Consider the following 25,024-nt stretch of genomic DNA (forward strand, 5'->3'; position numbering starts at 1 on the left):
CCATGCCCCGCATCACTTCACCCGACGACGACGCGCTCACCGAGCTCTGCGACGAGTTGCGTTCGCGCGCCGCCGAAGTCGATCGCTCACAGGCCTGGCCCGCCGAGTCGATGCGGCTCTGCGGCGAGGCGGGTGTGTTCGAGTGGTTCCTCGAGAACCACTTGGGCGGGCAGAAGTGGAGCGATCCCGACGTCACACGCGGCTACCTCGCGCTCAGCGAGGCGTGCCTCACCACGACGTTCATCATCACCCAACGCACCGGCGCCTGCCGGCGGATCGCGGTGGGTGATAACGACGCGCTCAAAGAGCGGCTGCTGCCGGACCTCGTGTCGGGCAAGTCGTTCGCCACGGTCGGGATCTCGCACCTCACCACGAGCGGCCGCCACCTGAAGAAGCCGCTGCTCGCCGCGACGCGCGTCGCGGACGGTTGGCGGCTCGAAGGCATGGCGCCGTGGGTGACCGGCGCGGAGGCGGCGGAGCACGTCGTCGTCGGCGCCACGGTGCTCGACGAAGCGGGCGAGCCGACGGCCGACGAAGTGCTGCTAGCAGCGCCGGCGAATCTCCAAGGCGTCAGCACACCGCCGGCGTTTGCGATGGTCGCCCTCACCGCCAGCCGCACGGGCCCGGTGCGGTTCGACGGCGCCGTTATCCCGGACGAGTACGTCATCGCCGGGCCGATCCCCGAAGTGCTGAAGCACGGCGTCGGCGCCGCGACCGGCGGGCCGCAGACCTCGACGCTCGCCCTTGGCTCCGCCGCCGCCAGCTTGGCCCTGTTGCGAGCAGAAGCCGCCAAGCGGCCCGACCTTGAGGGGCCGCTGGAGGCCCTCACCGCCGACCACGCCGAGGTCCTCGCCGACCTCCACGCCGCCGCCTCGGGCGAGCCCCGGTGCAGCAGCGAATCGCTGCGCCAACGGTCCAACAGCCTCGTGCTGCGGGCCTCTCAAGCGGCCCTCACGGCCACCAAGGGCGCCGGCTACTTGGCCGACGCCCCCGCCGGCCGGCTCTGCCGCGAGGCGCTGTTCTTCCTCGTCTGGAGCTGTCCGCAGCCCGTCCAGCACGCGGGGCTGTGTGAACTCGCGGGGTTGGTGGGGTAGATTGCGCTACACTCCGGGTTCACACCGACGACTAACGTCGCCGGCTCGCCCTCCTGCCCACTGCCTGCTGCCCACTCCCCCATGTCCGAACCGATCGTTGTCTGGCACGAGCAAGCCGTCACCCGGGCTGACCGTGAGAAGCTCTCGGGGCATCGCGGCGCCGTTGTCTGGTTCACGGGGCTGTCCGGGTCGGGCAAGAGCACCATCGCCAACGCGGTGGACGCCAAGCTCCACGCCGCGGGCGTGCGGACGTACGTGCTCGACGGCGACAACTTCCGCCACGGCATCGCGGCGACGCCGCAAGCGCTTGCAGACCAGTACGGAGAGGAGTTCGGCAAGCGCTTCGGCCTCGGCTTCGCTCCTGAGGACCGCGTCGAGAACATGCGCCGAGTCAGCGAGGTGGCGAAGCTGATGGTGGACGCGGGAGTCGTCGTGCTGACGGCGTTTGTGAGCCCCTATCGATCCGAACGCGACATGGCCCGGCGGACGCTCGGCGGCGGCGCCGCCGATAAGGGGGACTTCTTTGAGGTCTTTGTCGATACGCCGCTTGAGGTGTGTGAGCAACGCGACCCCAAGGGGCTCTATAAGAAGGCTCGGGCCGGCGAGATCAAGCACTTCACCGGCATCAGCGATCCCTACGAGCCGCCTCTCGCGCCCGAGCTAACGCTCGCGGGGGGGCAGACCTCGGTGGACGAACTGTCCCGTGAAGTGATCGACGCTTTGCGGCGGCACGGCGTCGTGAGTTGAAACACTTATGTGACGAGCGATCCCTGCGCTGCGTCACAAGATCGCAGCGGAATCGTTTGACAAGCTGCGCCGGTCCGCGCTATTTTACGGGCGCAGGCAATCGATCTCGACACCACACGACGCCCCCCCACCCTGCCCCGCTCCGCTGCCGGCGGCTTCATCTGATGAGGCCGCTTCTCCTTCGGGATGGAAGTCCGAAGGCCCGCCCGAAGGCTAGCTGTCCGAGTGTACGGCGCGCACGCCGCCGCCGTCCGCCCCACGCCCTGCCGTTGCGTTGCGCCATGTCCTTGCGTCGAGTTACCGCTGCCCGAAGACTTACACTCCCCCGCCGCGCGTCGGCGGTCGATCTGGAGAGACTGATCCGCGAACGGATCCTCTCACGGCTCGGCAGCCGCGTGCGCAATCTGGCGGTCGCCGTCGATCGCGGCGTGATCCACTTGGCGGGGCAGTGCTCGACGTACTACACGAAGCAACTCGCCCAGCACGTCACCCTCGGCGTGGTCGAAGACGAGGTGATCGACAACGCGATCGAAGTCACGGTTCCCAACGGCGGCAGCGTGCAGTTTGATTAGCGTTCCGCTCTTGATTAACCACAGAGGCACAGAGGTTCTTCTCTGTGCTTTCCTCCGTGCCCTCTGTGGCTCCGTGGTTTAATCAGAATTAGTTTATCAGCTACCACTCGTCGGCAGGCGCTTCGCTCGCGACTCTTGCGAGTAGTTGTTTCAGCTCTTCGGCTCCGACGGTGACCTCGGCGTCGATCGCCAGCGCTCGCAGCGGTAGATCGCCTATCGTTGCCACGCCGACCTTCACGAGGTCCTTGTGCGTGCAGACGATCCATTCGGCGTTTGACGCCGACGTTTCGTGTTCGATCCGCTCGATGTCGGACCGCGTATAAGCGTGGTGGTCGGCGAACTCGGTGAACGCTGCGACCTCGGCGCCGAGATTAACAAGCAACTTGCGGAACGCCAGCGGATTGCCGATGCCGCAGAAAGCCGCGACGCGGGCGCCGCGGAGCCGTTCGACGGGCTCGGTTTCGACCGCGTCGCCCACACCGATCAGGCCCGTCGGCCGCGTCACCGACTCGCACCACAGTGCGTCGGGCGCCATCTTCACGGCGCGGGCGCGGATCGCTTCGCGATCGCTCGCCGAGACGAGGTCGCTACGGGTCAAGCAAATCACGTCCGCGCGTTTCAGTGAACTGACCGGCTCACGCAGCGCGCCGCGGGGGAAGACGTGGCCGAATCCAAAGGGCTCGGTGGCGTCGAGCAGCACGATGTCGAGGTTGCGCCCGAGCCGCCGGTGCTGGAAGCCGTCGTCCATGACGATCACCTGCGACGCCAGCTCTTCGATCGCCAACTGCGCGGCGGCGACGCGGTCGCGGTTCTGCACGTGCGGCACGTCGGGGAGCGATTGCTCGAGTTCGAGGGCCTCGTCGTTCGGCCCGCCGTCCGTCGATCCGTAGCCGCGACTCACGAGCCCGACGCGGACCCCCTCGGCGCGGAGCTGGCGGGAGACCCATTTCACCATCGGCGTCTTGCCCGACCCACCCAGCGTTAGATTGCCGACGCTCACCACCGGCACGCCGACCCGCTGCGTCAACTCGGGCTTCGCATCGTACCGCCGGTTCCGCCACCAGACGCCGACGCGGTACGGCCCCTCTGCTAGCGAGAGCAACCCGCGCAGCGCCGCAGCGCCGAGTCCACGGCGGCGGCCGCTCACAAGGTCGTAGAAGTCGCTGGATCGCACGGGGCTGTTATGCGTTAGATAAACTATGCCGATGGATGGCGAGCCGGGAGCGTCAGCGACCGGAGTTGAGGCGGGTACCCACTTCACTCCGGTCGCTGACCAGGATTATGCAATGGCTAGCAGTTGGTTGTTGGCTCAGTGGTTTCGTCCAAGAAGCGTTAGCGCGTTGTGTCCCCCTCCTCCGCTTTCGGGGGAGGGGCTAGGGGAGGGGGTTGGAACCCTGGTACCCGCTTCAGCACCCTCCCCTAGCCCCTCCCTCTGAAGAAGGAGGGGGACACATCGCGCTAACGCTTCTTCAATACACCCGACTTTGAACTGCTAGCCCTTGCATAATCCTGTGACGCTCCCGGCTCGCCTACGCTCACTTTGATGGGCCGATCGTAGCGGTTTCGCTGCTCGTTTGGCGCCGCTGGCTGCCGCCCACGGCTGAGGGGGGCGTATACTGTAAGGGTTCTTCCCTCCGCAACTGCCGATAATCCTCCGCATGGCGAACGCCGCGACCCCGCCGACCAGTCCTGCCAGTCTGAAAGGGACCGCCAACCCGTCGGGCTACGACCAGTTCGTGGACTCGCGGATCGCGAAGACTCGGACCGCGGTCAAATCGGCGGACGTGGCGACCGGCATTGTGGCGCTGATCGCTTGGGCGCTGGTGGTGCTGCTAGTGGCGGCCGTGGCGGACCACTGGATCGTCGCCGGCGGGCTCGACCGCTGGGAACGCTACGCGCTGTGGGGCGTCGGCCTCGCGGGCGCCGGGCTGTATGTCGCCACGCGGCTGGGGCCGAACCTTTGGCGGAGCGTCAATCCGCTCTACGCGGCGCGCGAGCTCGAGCGCGAAACGCCCGAACTCAAGAACAGTCTGCTCAACCTGCTGCAACTCCGCGGCGCGACCGACGCGCCGGCGATCAAGCAGGCGCTCGAACGCCAGGCCGCCGAACGGCTCGCCCGCGCGGGCGACGCGCCGATCGATCACACGCCGTTGGTGCGCGCGGCGAAGTGGCTGCTCGCGCTGGTGGCGATGGTCGGCGTGTATGTCGTCGCCTCGCCGAAAGACTTTTTCGCTTCGGCGGGCCGTGTGCTGGCGCCGTGGTCGCAGATCGCCGCGCCGAGCCGCGTCCGCATCACCGCCGTCGAGCCCGGCGCCGTCACGCTCGCCCAGGGCGAGCGGCTCGAGGTTTCGGCGAAGGTCAGCGGCCTCGACGCCGATGAGCTTGTCGAATTGGTTTACACCAGCGACGACCGACAGGCCGTCGGGCGCCGCATGCCGATGACGGCTTCGAGCGGCGGGATGCAGTTCAGCGCGTCGCTGCCCGGTGGGAGCGGCGCGACATCGGCATTAGGTCTTCAAGGCGGTCTCACTTATCGCATCGAAGCGGGTGACGCGCATTCGGCGAACTACCAAGTCGAGGTGCTCACAGCGCCGACCATCGCGCCGGTGATGGTCCGCTACGAGTACCCGCCTTACACGGGCTACCAGCCGCGTGAGGTCGAGGGCGTCGGCGACCTGCGGGCGATCGAAGGGACTCGCGTCACGATGTCGGTCGAAGCGAACCTGCCGATCGAATCCGCACAGATCGACCTCGGCGCCGACGGTAGGCCCGACGTGCGCATGACGGCCGAGGGTAAGACGGCGAAGGGAACGCTCGCGCTGCGGCACGAGGGCGACGGCGCCACGTCGACGAACAACTACGTCCTGCGTTTCACTTCGACCGACGGTCAAGCGAACAACAACCCGCCGCAGTACCAGGTTGAAGTGCTGCGGGACTTGGCGCCAGAGGCGTCGATCCGTGAACCCGAGGCAGAGTCGATCGATGTCGCGCTCAACCAGCGTGTGCGCATCGCCATCGAAGCGCGCGATCCGGATTACGCCCTCAAGCGGGTGCGGCTGGTGGGTGAGGCCGCTGGCAAGCAAGTTTTCGAACGGGATTTGTTGCGTGGCGATGGCAAGGGCGGCTTCAAAGCCGAGACCGAGATCGTCCCGCAAGCGATCGGCCTACGGCCGGGCGATGTGATGGACTACTGGGTCGAGGCGACCGACAACCGCACGCCGCAACCGAACGTGTCGCAGAGTCGGCGCCACCAGTTGCATGTCATCGCCACGGAGAATCCCCAGCAAGGCGACCGCCGCAACGAGCAGCAACAGCCCGGCGCCGGGGGCGATCCGCAACAGGACCAGCCGCCAGGCGATCCGAACGCTGAGGGGCAGAACGGCGCGCAGCAACAAGACGGCGGCCCGCGTCAACCGAACCAAGCCCAGCCCAATCAAGACCAACAGGGCGAGCAGCAACAGCCGGGCGAAGCCGGGGAGAATGGCCAACAAGATGGTCAGGCTAAGTCACAAGCCGGCGAGGAAGAGAACCAGCAGGGTGAGAACGGGCAGCCCCCACCGGGCGGCCTGACGGGTCCCGGCAACGAGAGTGGCGCGAACTCGTCGGAGCAATCGGGCGACGGCAACGAGGGGAGCAGTACGTCGCAGCCCAACGAAGGCGAGGACACGCCCGCTGGCGGTTCGCAAGCGGGCGAGGCGGGCGACAACCAGCAGCGGCCAAGCGGCAATCAGAGCGGCGACCAAAGCGGACAGAACGGCGACCAGCAGCCGGCGGGCCAGCAGCCCAGCGGCGATCCGGCGCAGCCACCATCGGCGAGTGAGTCCTCGCAAGGCGAAGGCGCCGCCGAGCAGCCCGTCGCGCGCGACGGGAGCGACGACGGCTCAGCGTTCGACAAGATGCTCGACTGGCTCAAGAACCAACAGGGCGGACAGCAGGACGGCGAGCCCGCGCCCTCCGATCAGAAGAACCAGGGCGGGAACGAGGACGGCCAAGCGGCTCAAGACGCTCAGCCGAGCAACGCTGAACAAGCGCAGGACGATGGCCAAGCCCAGGACGGGCAGCCGCGTGGCGAGCAGTCGCAGCCAGACCCATCGGAGGGGCAGCTAGGCCAGGCCGGGGATGAGCAAGGCCAAGCCAGCGATCAAAAAGGCACGTCTGGCGATCAGCGCGACGCTTCCAACTCCGAAGATGAAGGCGGACAGCAAGACGCCAACCCGTCCAGCGACGACCAAGACACCCTGGGCGAGTCCAACGGCCGCCAAGGCGAGCGCGGGAACGAAGGCAGCGGCGGCGCCGAAGGCGAGCAGCAGCCTCGCGATAGCGCTGGCGGCGAGCAGCCCGATCGTAACAACGGACCCGGCGCCGGTGAGCAGGACCGTCGCGGCGAGCAATCGAGTTCAAAGTCCAGTGAGTCGGGCGGCGACAACCCGCCGGGTGAATCGACCGATCGCGACGCCGGCCCACGCGAAGGCGCCGACGGCGCTGGCCAGAGCCAAGCCGCCGACCGTGGCGCCGGGCAATCGGCCGATAAGGGCGCCGGCGACACGTCGGGCCGCGAAGGGGGCGAACAAGCGAGCGACTCCCCCACCGGCGGCGAGTCGGGCGACGAGCGCGGCGAGGGGAGCCAGTCGCGCGAATCGCAGAACGGCGATGGCGAGCAGAGTGGCGCTGGCGACCAACAGCAAGGCGGCAAGCAACCGGGTGATGAGCAATCAGGCGAACCGTCAGGCCAATCCCCCGAGGGTCGCGAAGGAGAGTCGGGGCAACAGCCCGGCGGCGAATCCTCAGAATCGGGCGACGCTGAGCAAAACTCCGATCAGCAAAACTCGCTTGATGACAAACGAGGCGAAGGCGCGCGCGATAGCAGCAACCCCGCCGGCCGGGGCGGGCCGATGGAGCTGGGCGATCGCGGCGCGACGTCCGACGCGGCCGGCGAGGGCGCCGAGTCGGGGGGCGACGCCGCGAACCTCGACTACGCGCGCGAGCAGACAGAGCTAGTGCTCCAGCGTCTCGAGGACCAGCTCCGCAAGAAAGAGGTCGATCGCAAACTGCTCGACAAGCTCGGCTGGACCGAAGAAGACCTGCGCGAGTTCGTTGATCGCTGGCAATCACGCAAACAGAAGGCCGCCGAGCGCGGCGCCGACGGCGAGGCGGAACTCGATAGGGCGCTGCGAAGCCTTGGGCTAAGCCCCCAGGGGCCGACCGCAAAGAGCAAGGTGACCGAGGACTCCTTCCGCGACTTGCGGGAGAACGCCCGCGGGAAGACGCCGGCCCGGTTGCGGGACTCGGTCGAGTGGTACCTACGCAGCATCAACGCCGCGGACGACGCGCCGGCGAGCGACGAGTGAAACGCCAAGCATCGCGGTGAGCAACGCGGCGGCGGGCTCGGGCACGGCAATCGATGTGGCCGCTGCGGCGAACGCGTCGCGCCAGATCGTGTAGTCGGCCGCGTCAACGACGCCGTTGTCGTTGCCGTCGGCGAGGAGCCGGGTCGTTGAACCGTAGTGCGTCGCCCAGACGTCGTAGTCGCCCTCGTCGATGACGCCGTTACCATCGAAGTCTCCCGCAGCCGGCGCGAGGACGCCCGACCGCTCGTCGGCGAGCAGCACCTCCCAGGCGACGAGCTGGATCCATGCGGCTTGCTCGTCGGTGATGTCGGCGTCGGCGTCCCAGTTCGGTACGTCGCGCGGTACAGGTTGCCCGACCGTGGAGTGTCGCAGAATCACCGTCTGTATCGTTGTAGACGCGGCGAATCGCCCGGCCATGCTCATGTGGATGTCATCGCGATAGAGTTCATCCGAGCTATTGAATGGCGCGTCACCAGCGAGGATGCGATCGCGGATTTCACGGATCACTTTGCCGGCGCTGGCGAGTTGCACTCTCCCTGGATTGAGGGCGGCGACCTTGTCGTAGAGGAGGTTGTGATAAGAGGCCGAGTAGTTGGCGAGCGTGTCGGGATCGTCGGCTACCGGCGTGTTCCATTGTGACCAGGCGGACTCTGCCTTACCGGCCCACGGACCGTAGACGATGATCTTCGTCTGCCCTCCGCCGCCTTGGTCTGCGGAGGCGATGAAGTCTTGCATTCTCGCAACTTCATTCGAGAGGGTTGGATTCGAAAGGGAGGGGAACGTCTGGAGCGTGAGGTAGTCCCAATCGTTGTTGGGTAGGGCCGTCGGGTGGTAGCCGTAACTAGTGCGGAACGTTCCTGTAGACGTTGGATCGGTCCACATCGACTCCAGGGTCGTGTTGCCGCGGACGTGGTAACCGAGATTCACCGACTCACCGAGCGCTGTCTCAAGCATGCGGACGGTGCCAACGGGCGTAACCGGTCCTGTCCAGAACCCCACGTCGGTGATCGCCAGCGAATCGAAGGTGAAGCTGTTGCCGACTTGGAAGAGGTTCAGCGCATGCGTGGAAGTGGCGCTGGCTCCGACGAGCAGTTGCACCGCTGCGATGAGCATTACGCGACGCGATAATCCGTTGGTCCTTCCGCGAGCCATATTCCGCCGCCTTCGATTGTCCGTTCCCATCCTGCGCAAGCCATTTCCGGCACGGCATACGCGAGCCTCCATCGTAGTCCGTCTTTACGGCAACGGCACCCGTTTCGGCACGTGTTAATTTTCTGCTACAAGTTACGCTAGCGGCCTGGCTGGCTTGGCCACGCCGGTTTTGACGATTAGACCTCTTCTGGACACGTCTTTGGCCCCTAACCCCACCGAACCCGCCAATCCCCGCTACTTGGCGCCGTTCCATCCGAAGCGGATCCCCCACCATTTTGTCGATGTCTTGATCATCGGCGGGGGGATCGCCGGCCTGCGGGCGGCCATGGCGTGCGACCCGCGGCTGTCGGTGCTGATCGTCACCAAGGACCACCGCCGCGAATCGAACAGCACCTATGCGCAGGGGGGGATCGCGGGGGTCCTCGACCCGGAGGACAACTTCGACAACCACGTCCGCGACACCCTGGTCGCCGGCGCCAATCTGTGCGACCCCGCTGTGGTGGACCTCGTGGTGCGCGAGGCCCCGGGCCATATCCGCGAACTGATGGCCTGGGGCGCGCAGTTCGACCTCGCCGACGACGGCGAGCTGCTCCTCGGCCGCGAAGGGGGGCACAGCCACAACCGCATCGCCCACGCCCTGGGGGACGCCACCGGCCGCGAGATCATGCGCGCCATGTGGGTCCACGCCCGCGAGACGCTCCGCGCGCAGGTTTGGGAGAAGACGTTCACGATCGACCTGCTGACGACCCCCTGCGAGTCGTCGGGCGAGCCCGAGTGCCGCGGCGCGCTGGTGTGGGGGCCCTCGCACGGCAAGACGTTCGTGTGGGCGAAGCAGACGATCCTCGCCACGGGCGGCGCGGGGCAGTTGTTTCGTGAGACGACGAACCCGGCGGTGGCGACGGGCGACGGGCATGCCATTGCTTATCGGGCGGGCGCCGAGCTGGCCGACATGGAGTTCATGCAGTTCCACCCGACGGTGCTTTATATCGCCGGTTCGAGCCGCAGCCTGATCACCGAGGCGATGCGCGGCGAAGGGGCGTGGCTGATCGACGCGGACGGCAAGCGCTTTATGCCGGAGTTCGATCCCCGAGCCGAACTCGCGCCGCGCGACATCGTGAGCCGGGCGATCGTCCAGCAGATGGAGAAGACGCGGCGGCCATGCGTCTATCTCGACCTGCGGCACCTCGACGCCGACCACGTCCGCAAGCGATTCCCTGGCATCGCCCAGACGTGTCTTGAGTTCGGCATCGACATCGCGACCGACCCGATCCCCGTGCGTCCCGGCGCGCATTACATGATCGGCGGCGTGCGGGTCGATGAGCGCGGCGCCACCACCCTGCCCCGCTTGTTCGCGGCGGGCGAGTCGAGTTCGAGCGGCCTGCACGGGGCGAATCGGTTGGCGTCGAACAGCCTGCTCGAGGGCCTCGTCTACGGCCATCGCGCCGGGGCGGCGGCGTCGGAAGCGGCGTTGGCGGAGCCCGACACGTTTCGCGCGATCCCGCTGGAGAATCCGCCCGTCCCCAAGTCGGCCGAGACGCTCGACTTGGCCGATATCCGCAACTCGCTGAAGAGCCTGATGTGGGTCCGCGCCGGCGTCTGGCGCGACGCCGCGGGACTCGGCGAGGCCGCCGAGAGCATCCTGGCGTGGCGGCACTACGTGCTCACACGGCAGCTGACGGCGCCCGACGGTTGGGAGTTGCAGAACATGCTGCAAGTCGCCGAGCTGATCATCCGCTCCGCGGCGGAGCGGACCGAGTCGCGGGGCGTTCACCTGCGGAATGACTTCCCCGTGGCGGACGACGACCATTGGCGGCGCCGGGTGACCGTCCGCCGCACACCAGAGGGGCCCGAGACGGGGCTCACGGCGCCCCTGGACGCGCCGTTGGCGCCGCCGTCGTCATGAGCTGGGGGTCGCGGTTGAACCACCTGCTAGGCGGGTGCGTAGCGAGCGGCAGGGGGCTGCGTTGAGCGGCTCACTGTCGGAGTGGTTTTGGCCCTCCGGCACGCCTGTCCCACCCCGCTACGGGATGGACAGGCCCCCGCAGGGCGGTTTAGCCTTTGCGACTTATCCCTAAGTTTCCTACGCGAGCACTACGGTCGAGCACCACAACCGCATGAGCACGCCACTAAACGCCGGCGCCGGACCATCGGCCGCGCCGATGCCGTCCACGGCAACGCCCTCCACGGCGATGATCGAAGCCGAAGGGCTATCGAAATTCTACGGCGATTTCGCCGCCACCCGCGACGTCACGTTCGCCATCCGCAAGGGCGAGGTCGCCGCGTTCCTGGGCCCCAACGGCGCCGGAAAGAGCACGACGATGAAGCTGTTGACGGGGTACCTCTCCCCGTCTTCGGGCACGGCCAAGATCGCCGGCTTCAACACCTCAACCGATCGGATCGACGCCTCGCGGCGGCTGGGTTACCTGCCCGAGAACGGGCCGCTGTACCCGGACATGACCCCGCGGATGCTGCTGAAGTTCTTCGGCCAGGCGCGGGGGATGGACTCGCGGCGGCTCAAGAACCGCATGGAGGCCGTCATCGATCAGTGCCGGCTCGAAGCGGTCATCGGCAAGCCGATCGGCAAGCTGTCGAAGGGTTACCGCCAGCGGGTCGGCATGGCCCAGGTGCTGCTGCACGAGCCGGACGTGCTGATCCTCGACGAGCCGACCGCCGGGCTCGACCCGAACCAGATCCGCGAGGTCCGCAAGCTGATCCGCACGCTCGGCGAGACCAAGACGGTGCTGCTCTCGACGCACATCCTTCAAGAGGTCGAGGCGATGTGCAACCGCGTCGTCTTCATCAACGAGGGGCGTGTGGTGTTCGACGGCGCGCCGTCGGGCCTGGGCAGCGACCCCGCGGCGCTCGACGCGAGGTTCCACGAACTCACCGGCGTGGTGGAGAGTGCTTGATGGAGGGGCTAGGGGCTGAGGGACTAGGGGCTAAGGGGACGCGCAAGCGTACTTACGTTCTTCCCTCAACCCCTTAGTGCCTAACTCCTCAACCCCTTCCGCCACAGACAAAAATGCCTCGGAAATAGCCACTGGATTCTTTACAATGGACATTTGTCAACGAGTGGTTGAGTTCGACCTTTAAGACCCGCTCCAGCATCTCCCCCCCTCCCCACGATCCCCCTTCCTTTCATCGTCACCGGCAAGAACGATCCCCTATGAACTGGACCGTCCTGCACGCGATCTTTCGTCGCGACTTCGTCAGCTACTTTTCCAACCCGACCGGCTACGTCTTCATCTGCGTCTTCGTGATGCTGACGTCGCTCGCGGCTTTCTGGCCGCCGGAATTCTTTAGCAACAACCTGGCGAACCTCGACCAGTTGTCGAAGTGGATGCCGTTCATCCTGCTGGCGTTCATCCCGGCCATCACGATGAGCATCTGGGCCGAAGAGCGGCGCCAGGGGACGGACGAGCTGCTGCTGACGATGCCGGCGACCGACTTCGATGTCGTGATGGGCAAGTTCAAGGCGGGGGTCGCGATCTTCACGGTCGCCCTGCTCTTTTCGATGTTCAGCGTCTTCCTGGTGTTCCGCTGGGGCCTCGGCAACCCGGACGGCGGCTTGTTCCTGGGATCGTACCTGGGTTACTGGTTCGTTGGCGTCGCGATGCTGTCGGTCGGCATGGTGGCGTCGTTTCTGACCAGCAACCTGACCGTCGGCTTCATCCTCGGCGCGATCTTCAACGCCCCGCTGGCGTTGTTCGGCGCGGCGGACCTGATCGTCAAAAGCCCGGCGCTCGCCCAGACCATCCGCCAATGGAGCGCGTCGGAGCAGTTCGCCGATTTCGAGCGCGGCGTGGTGAGCCTGTCGAGCGTTATGTACTTCGTCAGCATCACCGCGGTGATGCTCTACGTTTGCATGGTGCTGATCAGCAAACGCCACTGGGCGGGGCGTGAGGACGGCGAGTCGAAGGGGGGCCACTACCTGCTGCGGACCTTGAGCCTGCTGGTGGTCGTCGGGGCGCTGAACGTGTTCCTGTCGAACAACGACAGGCGGCTCGACATGACGACCGAGAACCTTAATTCACTCTCGGTGAAAACCCGGCAACTCGTGAAGGACCTGTCGGCCGACGACGACGTGCCGCCGATCCAGATCGACGCTTACGTCAGCCCGCAGGTGCCGGCCGAGTACGCCGCCCAGAAGCGTGACCTCATCAGCACGCTCAGCGAGCTGTCGAGCCTGTCGGGCGGCAAGATCCGCGTCACCAAGCACGAGATCGAGAACTTCAGCGAAGAGGCGACGCTCGCCGAGAAGCGGTTCGGCATCGAGGCCCGTAGCGTCGCCACGAAGGACCGCGGCTCGCGCACGACGCAGGAAATCTTCCTCGGCGCCGCGTTCACCTGCGGGCTCGACAAGGTCGTAATCCCGTTCATCGACAAAGGCGTCCCCGCCGAGTACGAGGTGATTCGTTCGATCACCACGGTGGCTCAAGAGAAGCGACAACGGCTGGGCGTGCTGAAAACGGCCGCGAACCTGTACGGCGGTTTCACGATGCAGGGCCCGATCCCTAAGGCCCGCATCGTTGAGGAGCTCGAGAAGCAGTACGACGTGGTCGAGGTCGATCCGGCCAATCCGATCACCGAGCGATTCGACGTGCTGCTAGCCGTTCAGCCGTCGTCGCTGGGGCCTGCGGAACTCGACAACTTCGTTGACGCGGTCCGTAGTGGTCAGCCGGTCGCGATCTTCGAGGACCCCGCCCCGCAATTGTGGCGTGACGTCGTCGGCACCGCCGAACCCAACCCGCCCCAAGGCGGCGGAATGATGGGCATGTTTGGCGGCGGCCAGCCCGGCGCCCCCAAGGGTGACATCAACCAGTTGTGGAAGACGCTCGGCGTCGAAGTCGCCGGCGACGAGGTCATCTATCAAGAGTTTAACCCCTACCCGCGCGCCGGCTCGGGCCCCGACGCGATTACCCCGGCTTGGGTGTTCGTCGATGAAGGCGAGCCCGGCGCCGAGCAGCCTTTCAACCCCGACGACGCGATCGTTTCGGGGTTACGGCAGCTTCTGTTCTTCTACCCCGGCGCGGTGGAACAGTCGGACGGCTCGAAGCTCGAGTTCACGCCCCTCGCCACGACCGGCAACCTCACCGGCTACGTCCCGCAGAGCGAACTGCGGAGGGCGCAGGGGAACATGGCGTTACCATTCAGGCCGACGGGTTCGCCGTACATCATGGCGGCCCGAGTGAGCGGCGTTGCCGACGACCGCGAGCAGCTATCGCTCGATGAGCTCGACAAGAAGTCCGACGACGACGAAGAGGATCAGGCCGACGCCGCCGAGAAGAAGGAGGAGGTAACGATCAACGCCGTCGTGGTCTCCGACATCGACGCCCTCAGCGACGTCTTCTTCGCGATCCGCGAGATGGGCGAAGAGGAAGACGCCATCGTGCAGTGGAACTTCCAGAACGTCGCCTTCGTGCTCAACACGCTCGACTCGCTCGCGGGGGACGATCGGTTTCTCGAAGTCCGCAAACGGACCCGTAACCATCGGATCCTCGAGAAGATCGAAGAAGCGACCAAGAAGCACCGCGACTTGGCCGCTGAGAACCGAGAGAAGTTTATCGAGGACGCCAAGGCGCAGATCCAGGGCGTCCAGGAAGAGTTCTCCAAGAAGATCGCCGAGATCCAGACCAACACCGACCTCTCGGCGCTAGAGAAGCGACAACGCGTCGAACAGGCTCAGGTCCTTTACGGCCGCAGCACGGAGGTCCGTGTCGCGAAGCTCCAAGCCGAGCGTGATCGGCAGATCCGCCAGAGCGAACGCGACTTGGCCGCCCAAGTCCGCGGCGTGCAGGACTTCTACAAGCTGTCCGCCGTGCTAGTGCCGCCGATCCTGCCCATCCTGTTGGCGATGCTGGTCTACTTCCACCGCCGCGAGAGCGAGCGTGAGGGCGTGTCGAAGACCCGCCTCCGCTTCGGCGGCAAGTCCGTCGCCGAACGCCGCGCCGAAGCCGCCGCTGCGATGCAGAAGAAGTAACGAAATCGAATTAGTTGAAGGAGATAGGGGGGATGTTGGTGAAAGGGGGGATCGCAAGCGGCCGGCAGGCCGTTCCGTGATTCGCCTGTCAATGACGCAGTGAGTCTCGACTAGTGCGGTTGGAGATAACTCGCCAGCCGCGGAGCGGCTGCTCGTTCATCTCCCGGATGGCCTAGAGAAGCACACTCTGCGAGGCAAGACGTTGACGAACGGAAGAGCTTAGAACGTCCGCTGCGATCCCCCCTATCACCAACATCCCACTATCTCCTTTCCTTTAAATAAACAGCCCCTACAAAGAGCATGAAGGAAAGCACGCAAACGCTCCTGTTCATCCTCGCCGCTGTCGCGTCGGTGCTGGCCGCTAGTTGGTCGCGCCCGACGGACGTCACGTACCGAGTCGACGACCTGATCGGCGAGCCGCTGTTCACGCCGTTTGAGACGGAAGAGGCGAAGTCGATGCGGATCGTCCGCTTCGATGAGGACACGGCCACGCTGCGCGAGTTCGAGGTCGCCGAAGAGAACGGCGTCTGGAGCATCCCCAGCAAGGGCGGCTACCCGGCCGACGCCGAGCGGCAGATGGCCGAGGCGACCGCGGGCGTCGTCGGGCTCGAAATTCTCTCGATCGCCAGCCAGGACGCCAGCGACCACGCCGAGTACGGCGTCGTCGAGCCCTCCCCCGGCATGGACGTCAGCCAGACCGGCGTTGGCACGCGCGTGACGCTCGAATCGGAGGACGGCAAGAAGCTGGTGGACCTTGTGATCGGCAAGGCCGTGAAGGGCGCGGACGATCAGCGGTTCGTCCGCAAGCCTTCGCAGGACGTTGTCTACACGGCCGCCGTTGACCCGTCGAAGTTCTCGACCAAGTTCGAGGACTGGATCGAGGACGACCTGCTGAAGGTCAATACCTGGGACATCGCCCGCGTCGAGGTCAAGGACTACTCCGCCGAGCTTGTGATGCAAGGCGGACGTCCGGCCCTGGCGCTCGACCCCCGCGCGGACCTGACGGTCGCCTACGACGACGCCGAGTCGAAGTGGACGCCGTTCGATCTCAAGTCGTATGACCGCGACGCCGAGGAGTACAAGACATTCGAGTTAGGCGAGAATCAAGAGCTGAACGACGCCACCCTGTCCGACCTCAAGAATGCCGTCGGTGACCTGAAGATCGTCGATGTCGAGCGCAAGCCGGCAGGCCTGTCGGGCGACCTCAAGGCGGGCGCCGACCTCTTCGACGACCAGGCCAGCATCCAGAGCCTGATGCGGCGTGGATTCGCGCCGGTGGGCTCGGAATCGGGCGGCACCGAGGTGCTGTCGTCCGAGGGCGAGGTGATCCTCACGCAGAAGGACGGCGTCGAATACGTGCTGCGCTTCGGCAAGCTCCAACTCTCCGAGGACGAGGGCGCCGGCGAGGAAGCGCCCGCCGGAGGCGAAGAGGAGGAGTCGAAGGCCTCGGGCGTCAGCCGCTACCTCTTCGTCATGGCGCGCTACAACGAGTCGATGATTCCGGCGCCGGAACTCGAAGAGGTTCCGGCCGAGGAGGAGGCGACCGAAGACGAAGCGATCGAAGAGGAAGCCGCCGATCCGGCCGACGGTGAAGACGCCGAAGGCGAAGCCGAGGAAGAGCGAAGCGAAGAGACGGACGAGGGAGCTGCAAGGCGTGACGAGATCAGCAAGGCCAACCAGCGAAAGCAGGACGAGTACAACGCTAAGGTCGAGGCCGCCAAGGCCCGCGTCGCGGAACTGAATGATCGCTTCGGCGACTGGTACTACGTGATCTCGGACGAGGTCTACAAGAAGGTGGCGATCGGCCGCGAAGAGCTGATCAAGGCCAAGGAACCCGCCGATGGCGAGGAGTCCGACGGCGAGGAGAGCGAAGCCGCGGCCCCGGCGGGCATCCCGGGCCTGCCGAACCTCCCCGGCATCCAGTCCGACCCCGCGACGCCGACCACCGAGGAAGAAGCCACGGAAGACGACGCCACAGAGGACGACGCCACAGAGAACGAGGCTGCGGAAGAGCCTGCTGCGGATGAAGGCGATCCGATCGAAGCGACAGAGGAAGGCGAGGCTGACGCCACCCCTTCTCAAGAATAACTGAACCACAAAGGAACGATGGAACAAAGGATGGATTCAATGTCGAACCTTTGTTCCTTAGTTCCTTTGTGGTTCATTTGCTTTCTTGGTGGTTAAACGGCTTCGCCTAGGTCGCGGAGGCGTTCAAGGGTGAACAGTCCCGAGTCGTGGCCGTCGCTGAACGCGATGTTGTACGCGTAAGCGCCGACGGGGCGCATGGCGGCGATCGTCAGCGGCCGGGCCTCGGCAGTGGAGAGGACCGTCAGCTGCGTCGGCGGTGGGGGCGGCGCCGAGCGTTTCTCGCGGCACGTCGCGCAAGGACAAGCCTCGCGCAGCGCGCGGGCCGTGTACTCACGTCTCGCGCCGTCGGACCAGTCGATCCGCACGCGATCGTCGGCGAGGCGCTGGATGGCGGTGGGGGTTGCGTCCATTGAGATGCCTGAGCCGTAGGGCAGGCCTCGCCTGCCGCCTTTCGTTGATCTCTGATTTCGGCAGGCGGGGCCTGCCCTAACGATGTCTCAACGGTTGTCTACCAGCCGCCGCGACTTGTGCTCACTGCGCGGCAGGCTGCCGCATTCGACACCGCGCACTTCGACGCGTAAACCCAGGCGGAGCTGGATCTCGTCCGACACGCTAGGTAAGTCTCCGCTGCGGTCTTCGACCTCGACGACGAGCTCGTCCATCGAGCCGCGGCGCTCGGCGACGAGACGCCACTCATCGACCTGCGGCAAGCGGCGCAACACCTCTTCGATCGAGGAGGGGAAGACGTTCACGCCACGCACCACGAGCATGTCGTCCGCCCGACCCACAACGCCGCCCGGCAAACGCACGAATCGGCATGGGCCATCGGGCGGCCATTCGGGACGCACCAGGTCGCCTGTCCGGTAGCGGATCACCGGCGCGCCGATGCGGCCGAGGTTGGTCAGCACCATCTCGGCGAGTTCGCCCGACGACGCGGGCTGGCCGGTCTCGACCGAGATAAACTCGGCAATGAACTCCGACTCGATCACGCGCAGCCCCGGTGGGTCGTTCCACAGGTCGTCGCCGAAGCCCCACGGGCCGACCTCCGTGGCCCCAGCGTGATCGACAACCCGCGCCGCCCACGCCGTGGCGATCCGCTCGCGCGTCGCCGGCAGGCTGCCGCCCGGTTCGCCGGCGACGACGACGGTCTCGATCGGCAGCGCCGCCACATCGACGCCGCGCTTGGCGCCCTCATCGGCCAGGTGCAACGCGTAGCTGGGCGTGCAGAACAGGCGGTTGGCGCCGGCGCGTTCGATCAGGTCGAGCCGCGATGCCGAGGTCATCCCGCCACCGGGGATCGCCTGTACGCCGCGATTTACCAGCGCGTCGAACGCGCTCCAGAAGCCGACGAACGGCCCGAATGAGAACGCCAGCATGGCGCGATCGCCCGGCGCGATCTGAGCCGCGTCGAGCGTATGCCGCCAGGCCTGCATCCACCACCGCCAGTCATCGGCGGTGTCCGGAACGGCCACCGGCGCGCCGCGGGTGCCGCTGGTCTGGTGGAAGCGGACGTATTCCTGCGGCGGCCTGGTGAGCCACTCCCCCCCTGCAGCGGCGGCGACGAGTTCGTCCTTGTTAGTGGTCGGCAGCGAACCAAGTTCGGCAATCCGCTTGAGCTGCGGCGGCGCCGTCCCCAGTTTTCTTCGATAGAGCCCGCTCGCCGGGACCGCGGCTACTAACAGCGCATTCAGGCGCCGCATTTGGTCTGCTTCTAGGGTGGGGCGATCCCAACTCCATTCGTGCGGCGGGGTTACGAGAGTACTCACTGTAGCATCATAGCCCGGTTAGGGGGCTGATGGCACACCGTGAGGGGCTCGGTTCGGCAGGCCCCGGCGGCGTCGGCGTAAAAGAATGGCGAATCTGCGCCCTTCTCAGTTGCCCCACGCCCCATCTTCCGCCATCCTCGGACCTTGTTGTCCCAAGTGGTCCCCAGCAGTGCGCCGTGCTGTGACCACCCCCTACAAGCCGCGGCATCGTTTTCTCCCCGACTGCAATGGTCGCGAGTGAGAAGGACGAACCTTTTCATAATCGCCGCGTGGCGCACGGAAGGAACGAGAAAGAGCGTTGTGAATAAGCTATCCCTCAGCGGGGCCGCCCTGGTTGTCCTCTTGGCAACCGGCGTCGCCCACGCCCTGACTATCGATACGAGATTCCTCTCAACGGGCAGTTCGATTCCGACGGTGGGGGCGGTCACCGGTCCGCCGAGTTCGGCCCTCGGCGGAGGCGACCTCGAGTCGCTCGTGCGCGCCGCGGCCGACGAATGGGAACGGCTGATTCTCGATGACCACAAGTTCACACTCACCTTCGGCTGGGCCGACACGAGCCTGTGGAGCAACGCGGCGGTGCACATCCCGGGTGGCTCCGGCGGCCGGCCGTCACGCACGATTGCAGGAAGCATCGCCTTCAATAGCAGTGCGAATAACTCGCTCAAGATGTTTCTCGATCCGACCCCGTCGATGAATGAAGAGTTCACATTCGAACACCGTAAGTTCACCGATCTCGGCAGTGGCCCGATCGAATACTCGCGCCAGTTCGTCGGACTCACGCCGGAATCGAAGAGCACGATCGACCTCTACACCACGGCGCTACACGAGATCGGACACGCCCTCGGTCTGACGAGTTGGGAGACGTACCTCATCGAAACTCTCGACGGCGATATCGACGTCACGCTCGCTCCCTTCGAGGGCTCGTCGATCCCCGTTCATAGCTCGCACATCGAGTTGTCGGAATCACTGCTCGCCGATCGTCGGATGTGGGGCCAACGCCGTGAGATCACGCAGACCGATTTGCTGGCGGTCTGCCAGATTAATGGCTTCAACCAGTGTCAGCTCGAACTGGCGCCGGCCGACTACGCCGGCGACCTTAACGGCGACGGCGCCGTCAACGCCGCCGACTACACGGTGTGGCGCGACAATCTCGACGCCGCGTCGCGATCGAGCGATGCGTCAACAGTGCCCACCGACTTCTCGCAATGGGCAAAGAACTTCGGACGCACTTTTCAGACAAACGAAACCTTCGCGGGCGACTACAACGCCGACGGCGTCGTCAACGCCGCCGACTACACGATTTATCGAGACGCCTTGGCGAGCGGCGATTTATCCGCCGACGGCGACGGTGATGGCAAGCTGACGACTGCCGACTGGACCTACTGGACGGAGCGCTACGGGGCGAAATCGACGACGCTTGGCGGTAGTGTTCCCGAGCCCTCTACCGTAGCCATGGTCGTTTTCGCGGTCGCTGCCATGACGCGCCGCCGTTCACGCTAACGATCGATCCCGTACTGATCGACTTTGCGATAGAGCGTTGCGCGGCCGATGCCCAGAAGCTTTGCCGCCTCGGGAATCACCCCCTTGGTGCGTGCGAGCGCTTCGAGGATGAGCTTCTTTTCCCACTCGTCGATCCGCAGGCTCTCGATCTGCCCAGCCGATTTCGCGGAAGTCCCGGCGTCACGCAGAGCCAGGTCCTCCGGCTCGATCTGCTGCCCAATCGCCATCACCACCGCGCTATCGATCACATTGCGGAGCTGCCGCACATTGCCGGGCCAGTGGTAGCCGAGCAATCGCTCCCGCGCCGAGGGGCTCAGCTGAATTCCCGGTCGGCCATGCTCGCTCTTGAAGTGGTCAAAAAAGAAGTCCACAAGAAGCGAGATGTCCTCGCCGCGCTCACGCAACGGCGGCAGGCGCAACTCGAACACGCTGAGCCGGTAGTAGAGGTCCTCGCGGAACTTTCCGTCGCGGACGTAGTTCTGCAAGTCCTGGTTCGTCGCCGCGAGCACCCGCACGTCTACCGTCACCGGTTGTGTAGCGCCCACCGGCAGGAACGGATGCCCCTCGAGAACGCGGAGTAGCTTCGCCTGCCCCGCGGGGGTCATCTCGCCGACCTCATCGAGGAACAGCGTCCCCATGTCGGCCTGTTGAAAAAAGCCGCTGTGGTCGCGGTCGGCGCCGGTGAACGAGCCCGCCTTGTGGCCGAAGAGCTGGCTCTCCATCAGATCGTGAGGGATCGCTGCGCAGTTGACCGACACCATCGGTCGATCAACCCTCGCGCTGGCCCGGTGGATCGCCCGTGCGACCAACTCTTTGCCGGCGCCGCTCTCGCCGCGGATCAGCACCGAGCCTCGCGCCGTCGCGACTCGGGCGATCTTCGCCTTCAGCTCGAGCATCGGCTCGCTCTCGCCAATCAGGCCGTCGTACCCGGGCGCCGCGGCGACAAGGCGATCGAAGTTTTGCCGCAACGATCGCCACTCCATCGCTCTCGCGAGCGACACCGCTAAGAGATTCGCCACCGAAATGATGAAGTCGAAGTCAGACTGTCGGAACCGCCCGTCCTCTAAGTAGGCGTGCAGCGCGCCGAGCGGCCGCACATTATCGCGTTTTTCCAGCCCAAGCTTTGGCAACAGTGGCGCGCAGATCGCATCGGCGAACGCGCCGATCTTGATAGTCCCGGAGGAGTCCACGCTCGGCGCCTCTTGGTTGGCGACCCACACCGCGTTGCCAGCTCGGATCACCAGCTCCGTCAGTGACGGGCTGAGCGCCAGCCGCGACGATGCGTCAGAAGGGAGCGAGTGCTTGGCGCGCAGTTCGCCCTCGTCGCTAGGCCAGAGGAAGCCAACGACGGAGGCACCCGTCCTCGCTTTCAGAAGGTCGAGCGCCGTCTGCACGAGCTCGTCCGGGCTGCTCGATCCCAGGAGCTTGATACAGAGTTGATAAAGCAGCATCAACTCTTTGACTTGCTCAGTGTTGGGCAGTCCGTCAAGCGACGCCTCGTCAACGCCGCCGCTCGTGACGTGCCGCTCATCGACGATCGTTTGCGTGGGCGCCGGCGCCATCCCGTCGAAGGTCGCGTCCTCGGCGGTGGCTGGTTCCTCGGACTCGTGGAACTCCAGCTCCGTTGTGCCAATGCGGATGACATGCCCGTCGCCGAGGGTCGCCTTCCCCACCTTCTGACCGTTGACGTAGGTGCCGTTGCGGCTCTTGTTGTCCGCAACGACCCAGCGTTCTTCCTCAGCGACGATCCTCGCGTGGACCCGTGAACAGATCGGGTCGGGAAGCGCGACTTGGCACGCGCCGCCGCGACCCAGCAGGGTGTCGCCCCGTGGCGCCAGGGGAAATCGCGTCCCCATGCGGGGCCCGCTGAGAACGGTGAGGTACGCGTGCAAGGCTGGTCGTATCGGTTGGATTGGCCCGGTGCTCCGAAGCCGTTTCCAGGCCCGTGCTTCGTAGCCTTTTAAAGGTAGTCCACCAAGCCGCCGCCGTCAGCCACACGACGCCCTCCCCAAGACTTTTTGGCCCAGCTAGCCGGCAATTCTGCGTCTGTTTTGCATGTCGTCCCTTCGAAATGCCCCCATAAACTTGGGGAAATCCACTTCCTATCCCACCTTGGCCGATTTGGGCGAGGTTGGTAAGCTGTGGGGCTACGGGCTGTAGCTCAGCTTGGCTAGAGCGCTGCGTTCGGGACGCAGAGGTCGGAGGTTCGAATCCTCTCAGCCCGACTAGACTTACGACGATCCGCTCTACTTCTCTTGCAGAGCACTTGCAGAAAAAGACGCCCCCCTGTTGCAGCAGAGAGGCGTCTCGCGAACCTGTTGGCCCGCTTCGCAGTGGTCCAGATGTCCCCACTCAGTGCCGAGCGGCCTGAGCTATCCGGGAGGTTCGCCGTGAAGCAACCCCAGCCTTTCTTCCGTAAGTTCACCCAGAGCTGGTACGTCCAGCTCGGCGGCAAGCAGATCGCTCTGGGCAAGGACGAAGGCGAAGCCTTCGCCAAGTATCGGCAGATCGTCGGCAGCCCTAGCGGGCTGGACTCGCACGTCACGACCGTGCACGAGCTGCTCGACGACTACCTCGAATGGGTCCAGCAGCACCGAGCCGCGGCGACTTACGAGTCGACCCGCTTCTACCTCTCCGCGTTCGCGAAGACGGTCGGTTCGCAGCTCAAGATCGCCGAGGTTCGACCCTTCCACGTCACGGCGTGGATGGCCTGCCACAAGACTTGGGGCGACACGTCGCAGCACGACGCAATCAGCATCTTGCAGCGAGCGTTTAGCTGGGCCGTCAAGCGAAGGATGCTCGACGAGCACCCGCTGCGGGACATCGAAGAGAAGCCGGCTAAGCAGCGGCGTGAGTTCGTGCTCACGCCCGAGCAGTGGAAGCTGGTGACGGACCACGTCGGTGACGCCCGTTTCGTGGACTTGCTGACCTTCCTTTGGGAGACCGGCTGCCGGCCGCTCGAAGCGCGTCAACTCGAAGCCGGCTATTGCGACCTCGGGAACAGCCTTGCTGTCTATCCGCTCCAGCAGTCTAAGGGGAAGCGACGCCGTCGCGTGTTGTTCCTCAACGCGACGGCTGTGGAGATCTGCCGGCGGCTCGCTGAGAAGCACCCGACCGGCCCCATCTTCCGCAACCGCCTTGGCAACGCGTGGACGAAGGACGCCATGCAGTGTCGGTTGAGCCGGCTGCGGGACAAGCTGGCGATGCCCGAGCTGTGTGCGTATACGTTCCGGCATTCGTTTGCGACGCAGGGCTTGATGAACGGTGTTGATCCGGTGACGCTCGGCCACCTGATGGGCCACGTCGATGGCACGATGGTCGCTAGGCAGTACCAGCACCTGGCGGCCAACCTCGACTACCTCAAGAACGCGGCGGAACGCGTCAAAGGTCGAGGTGCTTGAGCTGTCGCTTGTGACGCTCGGCCTTGGGTAGCTCGCATTGCCCCAGGTACTCGGTGAGCTGGGCCGTCGTGATGCGGATGGCGCCACCGATGCGGTACGCCTTGAGAGCCCCCGTCGAGGCCAGCTTGTAGACCAGCCGGGCGGAGACGTTCAGGCGTTCGGCGACTTGCTGAATCGTCAGCATGCCATCGCTGTTTTCGTGCTCGTTGCTCATGGTTCAGAACGCCACTTTTCGGGCGTCGTGGTGGGTGCAGTTGATTTTGCGATGAACTCTTGACGTAAGTCCGCCCCGGAACGTCACTTCGATCGTGTCGAACCCACCCCGCCCAAGCCCCCACGTTGAGAGGTTAACACCCCTATTAGCCATGGGGCGGCTGGCGCCGGCTGGCAAGCCGTCGGCTGCCTCGGATCGGCCCCGCGGCTTGCCAGCAGGCTCCAGCTTTGATTCTGCCGCATGCATACAAGGGGACCTACGAACGTAAGGCTTCGAGCGGAGAGGGCCCGGAAGGGGCCTCTGGTGCGGTTTGGGGAGGGGTTCAGCTCGGGCTCGGCAACAAAGGGGGGGGTCCGCCCCCTTCGTCACTGTCACCATCACCGTCTCAACTGGCAGCGAAGACGGTGACGGCGACAGCGACGAAGGGGGCTCGCGGGAGCGTTAGCGGCCGCCGCGTCGCTGGCGTTTACCGGGGGAGGCTTCGGCGGACCTGTACGGCTTCGGTTTCCATCCGTAAACGAGCCCCATCAGGTTCTTGCCGAGCTTGGTTTCCAAGACCTGCATGAACCACTTCTCGTTCGATAGGCTGCAATCGAGCAGCAGCGCCGCCATCCGCACATGCGTGTGATTGAACGCGTCGCCGTAGACTTTGAGCTTTTCGACGACGCTCGGCATCAACAGCAGCTGCAGCCGCGTCTCACTGAAATTGCTGGCTCGCAGGAAGCCCGGCGGCGACTTGGCTTTCTGGATTGCGTCCAGACGCGTCGCGATGAGCTGCTCGACCTTCTTCGGGGATTCCGTCGCGAATTCCAACAAGACCGCAGCGAGCTTGCCCTGTGTCCATTCCATCGCACGGGCGTGCTTAGCTAGCTCATCGGCGAGGGACTTCGACGCCGGAATCTGGCGTTTGACGGTTCGTTCCTCGGACGCTGGTTTTCGTTTTGCCATCGGAACCCTCTCTGGGTACGGGGAATTCATTCCCGGACAATAATACCCAATATTGGTTCTCGTCAAGCACCGCGTGACAGAGAGGGCGGCGGTTGCAAGTCGTTCCTTGCTTCGCACGCTACTACTTGCAGAGACATTGCAGTAGAACGGACCGATTCGTCTGCAAATCGCGTCCTTGCGTGCAACTTTTGCAGTGACTAAGTTGACGCAAGTA

At 65.4% G+C, this 25,024-nt stretch carries 17 protein-coding genes and 1 tRNA gene; 11 read left to right on the top strand and 7 right to left on the bottom strand.

Annotated elements, in window-relative coordinates:
• Nucleotides 1-2: 2 nt before the first annotated feature.
• The 3 genes from Spa11_RS18340 (at nucleotide 3) to Spa11_RS18350 (ending at nucleotide 2,413) form a co-directional block, all read left to right on the top strand.
• On the top strand, nucleotides 3-1,094 hold the full coding sequence (locus Spa11_RS18340) for an acyl-CoA dehydrogenase family protein (protein WP_145114952.1): 1,092 nt from the start codon (nucleotides 3-5) through the stop codon (nucleotides 1,092-1,094).
• 81 nt (nucleotides 1,095-1,175) lie between these two features.
• Nucleotides 1,176-1,841: an adenylyl-sulfate kinase gene (cysC, locus tag Spa11_RS18345; RefSeq protein WP_145114955.1), complete on the top strand. Its 666-nt coding sequence runs from the start codon at nucleotides 1,176-1,178 to the stop codon at nucleotides 1,839-1,841.
• 281 nt (nucleotides 1,842-2,122) lie between these two features.
• The gene (locus Spa11_RS18350) at nucleotides 2,123-2,413 is read left to right on the top strand and encodes a BON domain-containing protein (RefSeq protein ID WP_145114958.1); all 291 of its coding nucleotides are present in this window, start codon (nucleotides 2,123-2,125) and stop codon (nucleotides 2,411-2,413) included.
• A 100-nt stretch (nucleotides 2,414-2,513) separates the two neighbouring features.
• Here the strand turns inward: Spa11_RS18350 and lpxK are convergent, their stop codons facing one another.
• A complete protein-coding gene (lpxK, locus tag Spa11_RS18355; protein WP_145114961.1) occupies nucleotides 2,514-3,587 on the bottom strand; it encodes a tetraacyldisaccharide 4'-kinase in 1,074 nt (357 codons plus the stop codon).
• Between the two features lie 484 nt (nucleotides 3,588-4,071).
• On the opposite strand from lpxK, the gene Spa11_RS18360 reads away from it, so the two are divergent.
• Nucleotides 4,072-7,761: a hypothetical protein gene (locus Spa11_RS18360; RefSeq protein ID WP_145114964.1), complete on the top strand. Its 3,690-nt coding sequence runs from the start codon at nucleotides 4,072-4,074 to the stop codon at nucleotides 7,759-7,761.
• On the opposite strand, the gene Spa11_RS18365 is transcribed toward Spa11_RS18360, so the two are convergent.
• Nucleotides 7,714-8,874: a hypothetical protein gene (locus Spa11_RS18365; protein WP_145114967.1), complete on the bottom strand. Its 1,161-nt coding sequence runs from the start codon at nucleotides 8,872-8,874 to the stop codon at nucleotides 7,714-7,716. The two genes, Spa11_RS18360 and Spa11_RS18365, sit on opposite strands and share 48 nt — an antisense overlap.
• A 238-nt stretch (nucleotides 8,875-9,112) precedes the next feature.
• On the opposite strand from Spa11_RS18365, the gene nadB reads away from it, so the two are divergent.
• The 4 genes from nadB (at nucleotide 9,113) to Spa11_RS18385 (ending at nucleotide 16,981) form a co-directional block, all read left to right on the top strand.
• Nucleotides 9,113-10,816, top strand: coding sequence for an L-aspartate oxidase (nadB, locus tag Spa11_RS18370; protein ID WP_145114970.1), 1,704 nt, complete (start codon nucleotides 9,113-9,115; stop codon nucleotides 10,814-10,816).
• 256 nt (nucleotides 10,817-11,072) lie between these two features.
• The gene (locus Spa11_RS18375; protein ID WP_391503327.1) at nucleotides 11,073-11,822 is read left to right on the top strand and encodes an ABC transporter ATP-binding protein; all 750 of its coding nucleotides are present in this window, start codon (nucleotides 11,073-11,075) and stop codon (nucleotides 11,820-11,822) included.
• A 257-nt stretch (nucleotides 11,823-12,079) separates the two neighbouring features.
• Nucleotides 12,080-14,893, top strand: a complete 2,814-nt coding sequence (locus Spa11_RS18380; RefSeq protein WP_145114974.1) for a Gldg family protein — start codon at nucleotides 12,080-12,082, stop codon at nucleotides 14,891-14,893.
• A 300-nt stretch (nucleotides 14,894-15,193) separates the two neighbouring features.
• Complete coding sequence (locus tag Spa11_RS18385; protein WP_145114979.1) at nucleotides 15,194-16,981, top strand: DUF4340 domain-containing protein; 1,788 nt, start codon at nucleotides 15,194-15,196, stop codon at nucleotides 16,979-16,981.
• 92 nt (nucleotides 16,982-17,073) lie between these two features.
• Here the strand turns inward: Spa11_RS18385 and Spa11_RS18390 are convergent, their stop codons facing one another.
• Nucleotides 17,074-17,391, bottom strand: coding sequence for a DUF971 domain-containing protein (locus Spa11_RS18390; protein ID WP_145114982.1), 318 nt, complete (start codon nucleotides 17,389-17,391; stop codon nucleotides 17,074-17,076).
• 87 nt (nucleotides 17,392-17,478) lie between these two features.
• The gene (locus Spa11_RS18395; RefSeq protein WP_145114985.1) at nucleotides 17,479-18,681 is read right to left on the bottom strand and encodes a phenylacetate--CoA ligase family protein; all 1,203 of its coding nucleotides are present in this window, start codon (nucleotides 18,679-18,681) and stop codon (nucleotides 17,479-17,481) included.
• A 366-nt stretch (nucleotides 18,682-19,047) separates the two neighbouring features.
• Between Spa11_RS18395 and Spa11_RS18400 the strand changes: the two genes are divergently transcribed.
• Nucleotides 19,048-20,247, top strand: a complete 1,200-nt coding sequence (locus Spa11_RS18400) for a dockerin type I repeat-containing protein (RefSeq protein WP_145114988.1) — start codon at nucleotides 19,048-19,050, stop codon at nucleotides 20,245-20,247.
• On the opposite strand, the gene Spa11_RS18405 is transcribed toward Spa11_RS18400, so the two are convergent.
• Nucleotides 20,244-22,139 carry a sigma 54-interacting transcriptional regulator gene (locus Spa11_RS18405; RefSeq protein WP_145114991.1) on the bottom strand — a complete coding sequence of 632 codons (1,896 nt, stop codon included), beginning with the start codon at nucleotides 22,137-22,139 and terminating at the stop codon, nucleotides 20,244-20,246. The two genes, Spa11_RS18400 and Spa11_RS18405, sit on opposite strands and share 4 nt — an antisense overlap.
• Before the next feature lie 258 nt (nucleotides 22,140-22,397).
• Between Spa11_RS18405 and Spa11_RS18410 the strand changes: the two genes are divergently transcribed.
• Both Spa11_RS18410 and Spa11_RS18415 read left to right on the top strand, forming a co-directional pair.
• Nucleotides 22,398-22,472, top strand: a tRNA-Pro gene (locus tag Spa11_RS18410).
• Between the two features lie 165 nt (nucleotides 22,473-22,637).
• Nucleotides 22,638-23,648: a tyrosine-type recombinase/integrase gene (locus Spa11_RS18415; RefSeq protein WP_197529497.1), complete on the top strand. Its 1,011-nt coding sequence runs from the start codon at nucleotides 22,638-22,640 to the stop codon at nucleotides 23,646-23,648.
• Here Spa11_RS18415 and Spa11_RS18420 read toward each other — a convergent pair.
• On the bottom strand, nucleotides 23,629-23,862 hold the full coding sequence (locus Spa11_RS18420; RefSeq protein WP_145114997.1) for a helix-turn-helix domain-containing protein: 234 nt from the start codon (nucleotides 23,860-23,862) through the stop codon (nucleotides 23,629-23,631). The two genes, Spa11_RS18415 and Spa11_RS18420, sit on opposite strands and share 20 nt — an antisense overlap.
• A gap of 441 nt (nucleotides 23,863-24,303) precedes the next feature.
• Nucleotides 24,304-24,810, bottom strand: coding sequence for a hypothetical protein (locus tag Spa11_RS18425; RefSeq protein ID WP_145114999.1), 507 nt, complete (start codon nucleotides 24,808-24,810; stop codon nucleotides 24,304-24,306).
• Between the last annotated feature and the right edge of the window lie 214 nt (nucleotides 24,811-25,024).

The sequence above is a fragment of the Botrimarina mediterranea genome (assembly GCF_007753265.1).
Taxonomy (GTDB): Bacteria; Planctomycetota; Planctomycetia; order Pirellulales; family Lacipirellulaceae; genus Botrimarina; species Botrimarina mediterranea.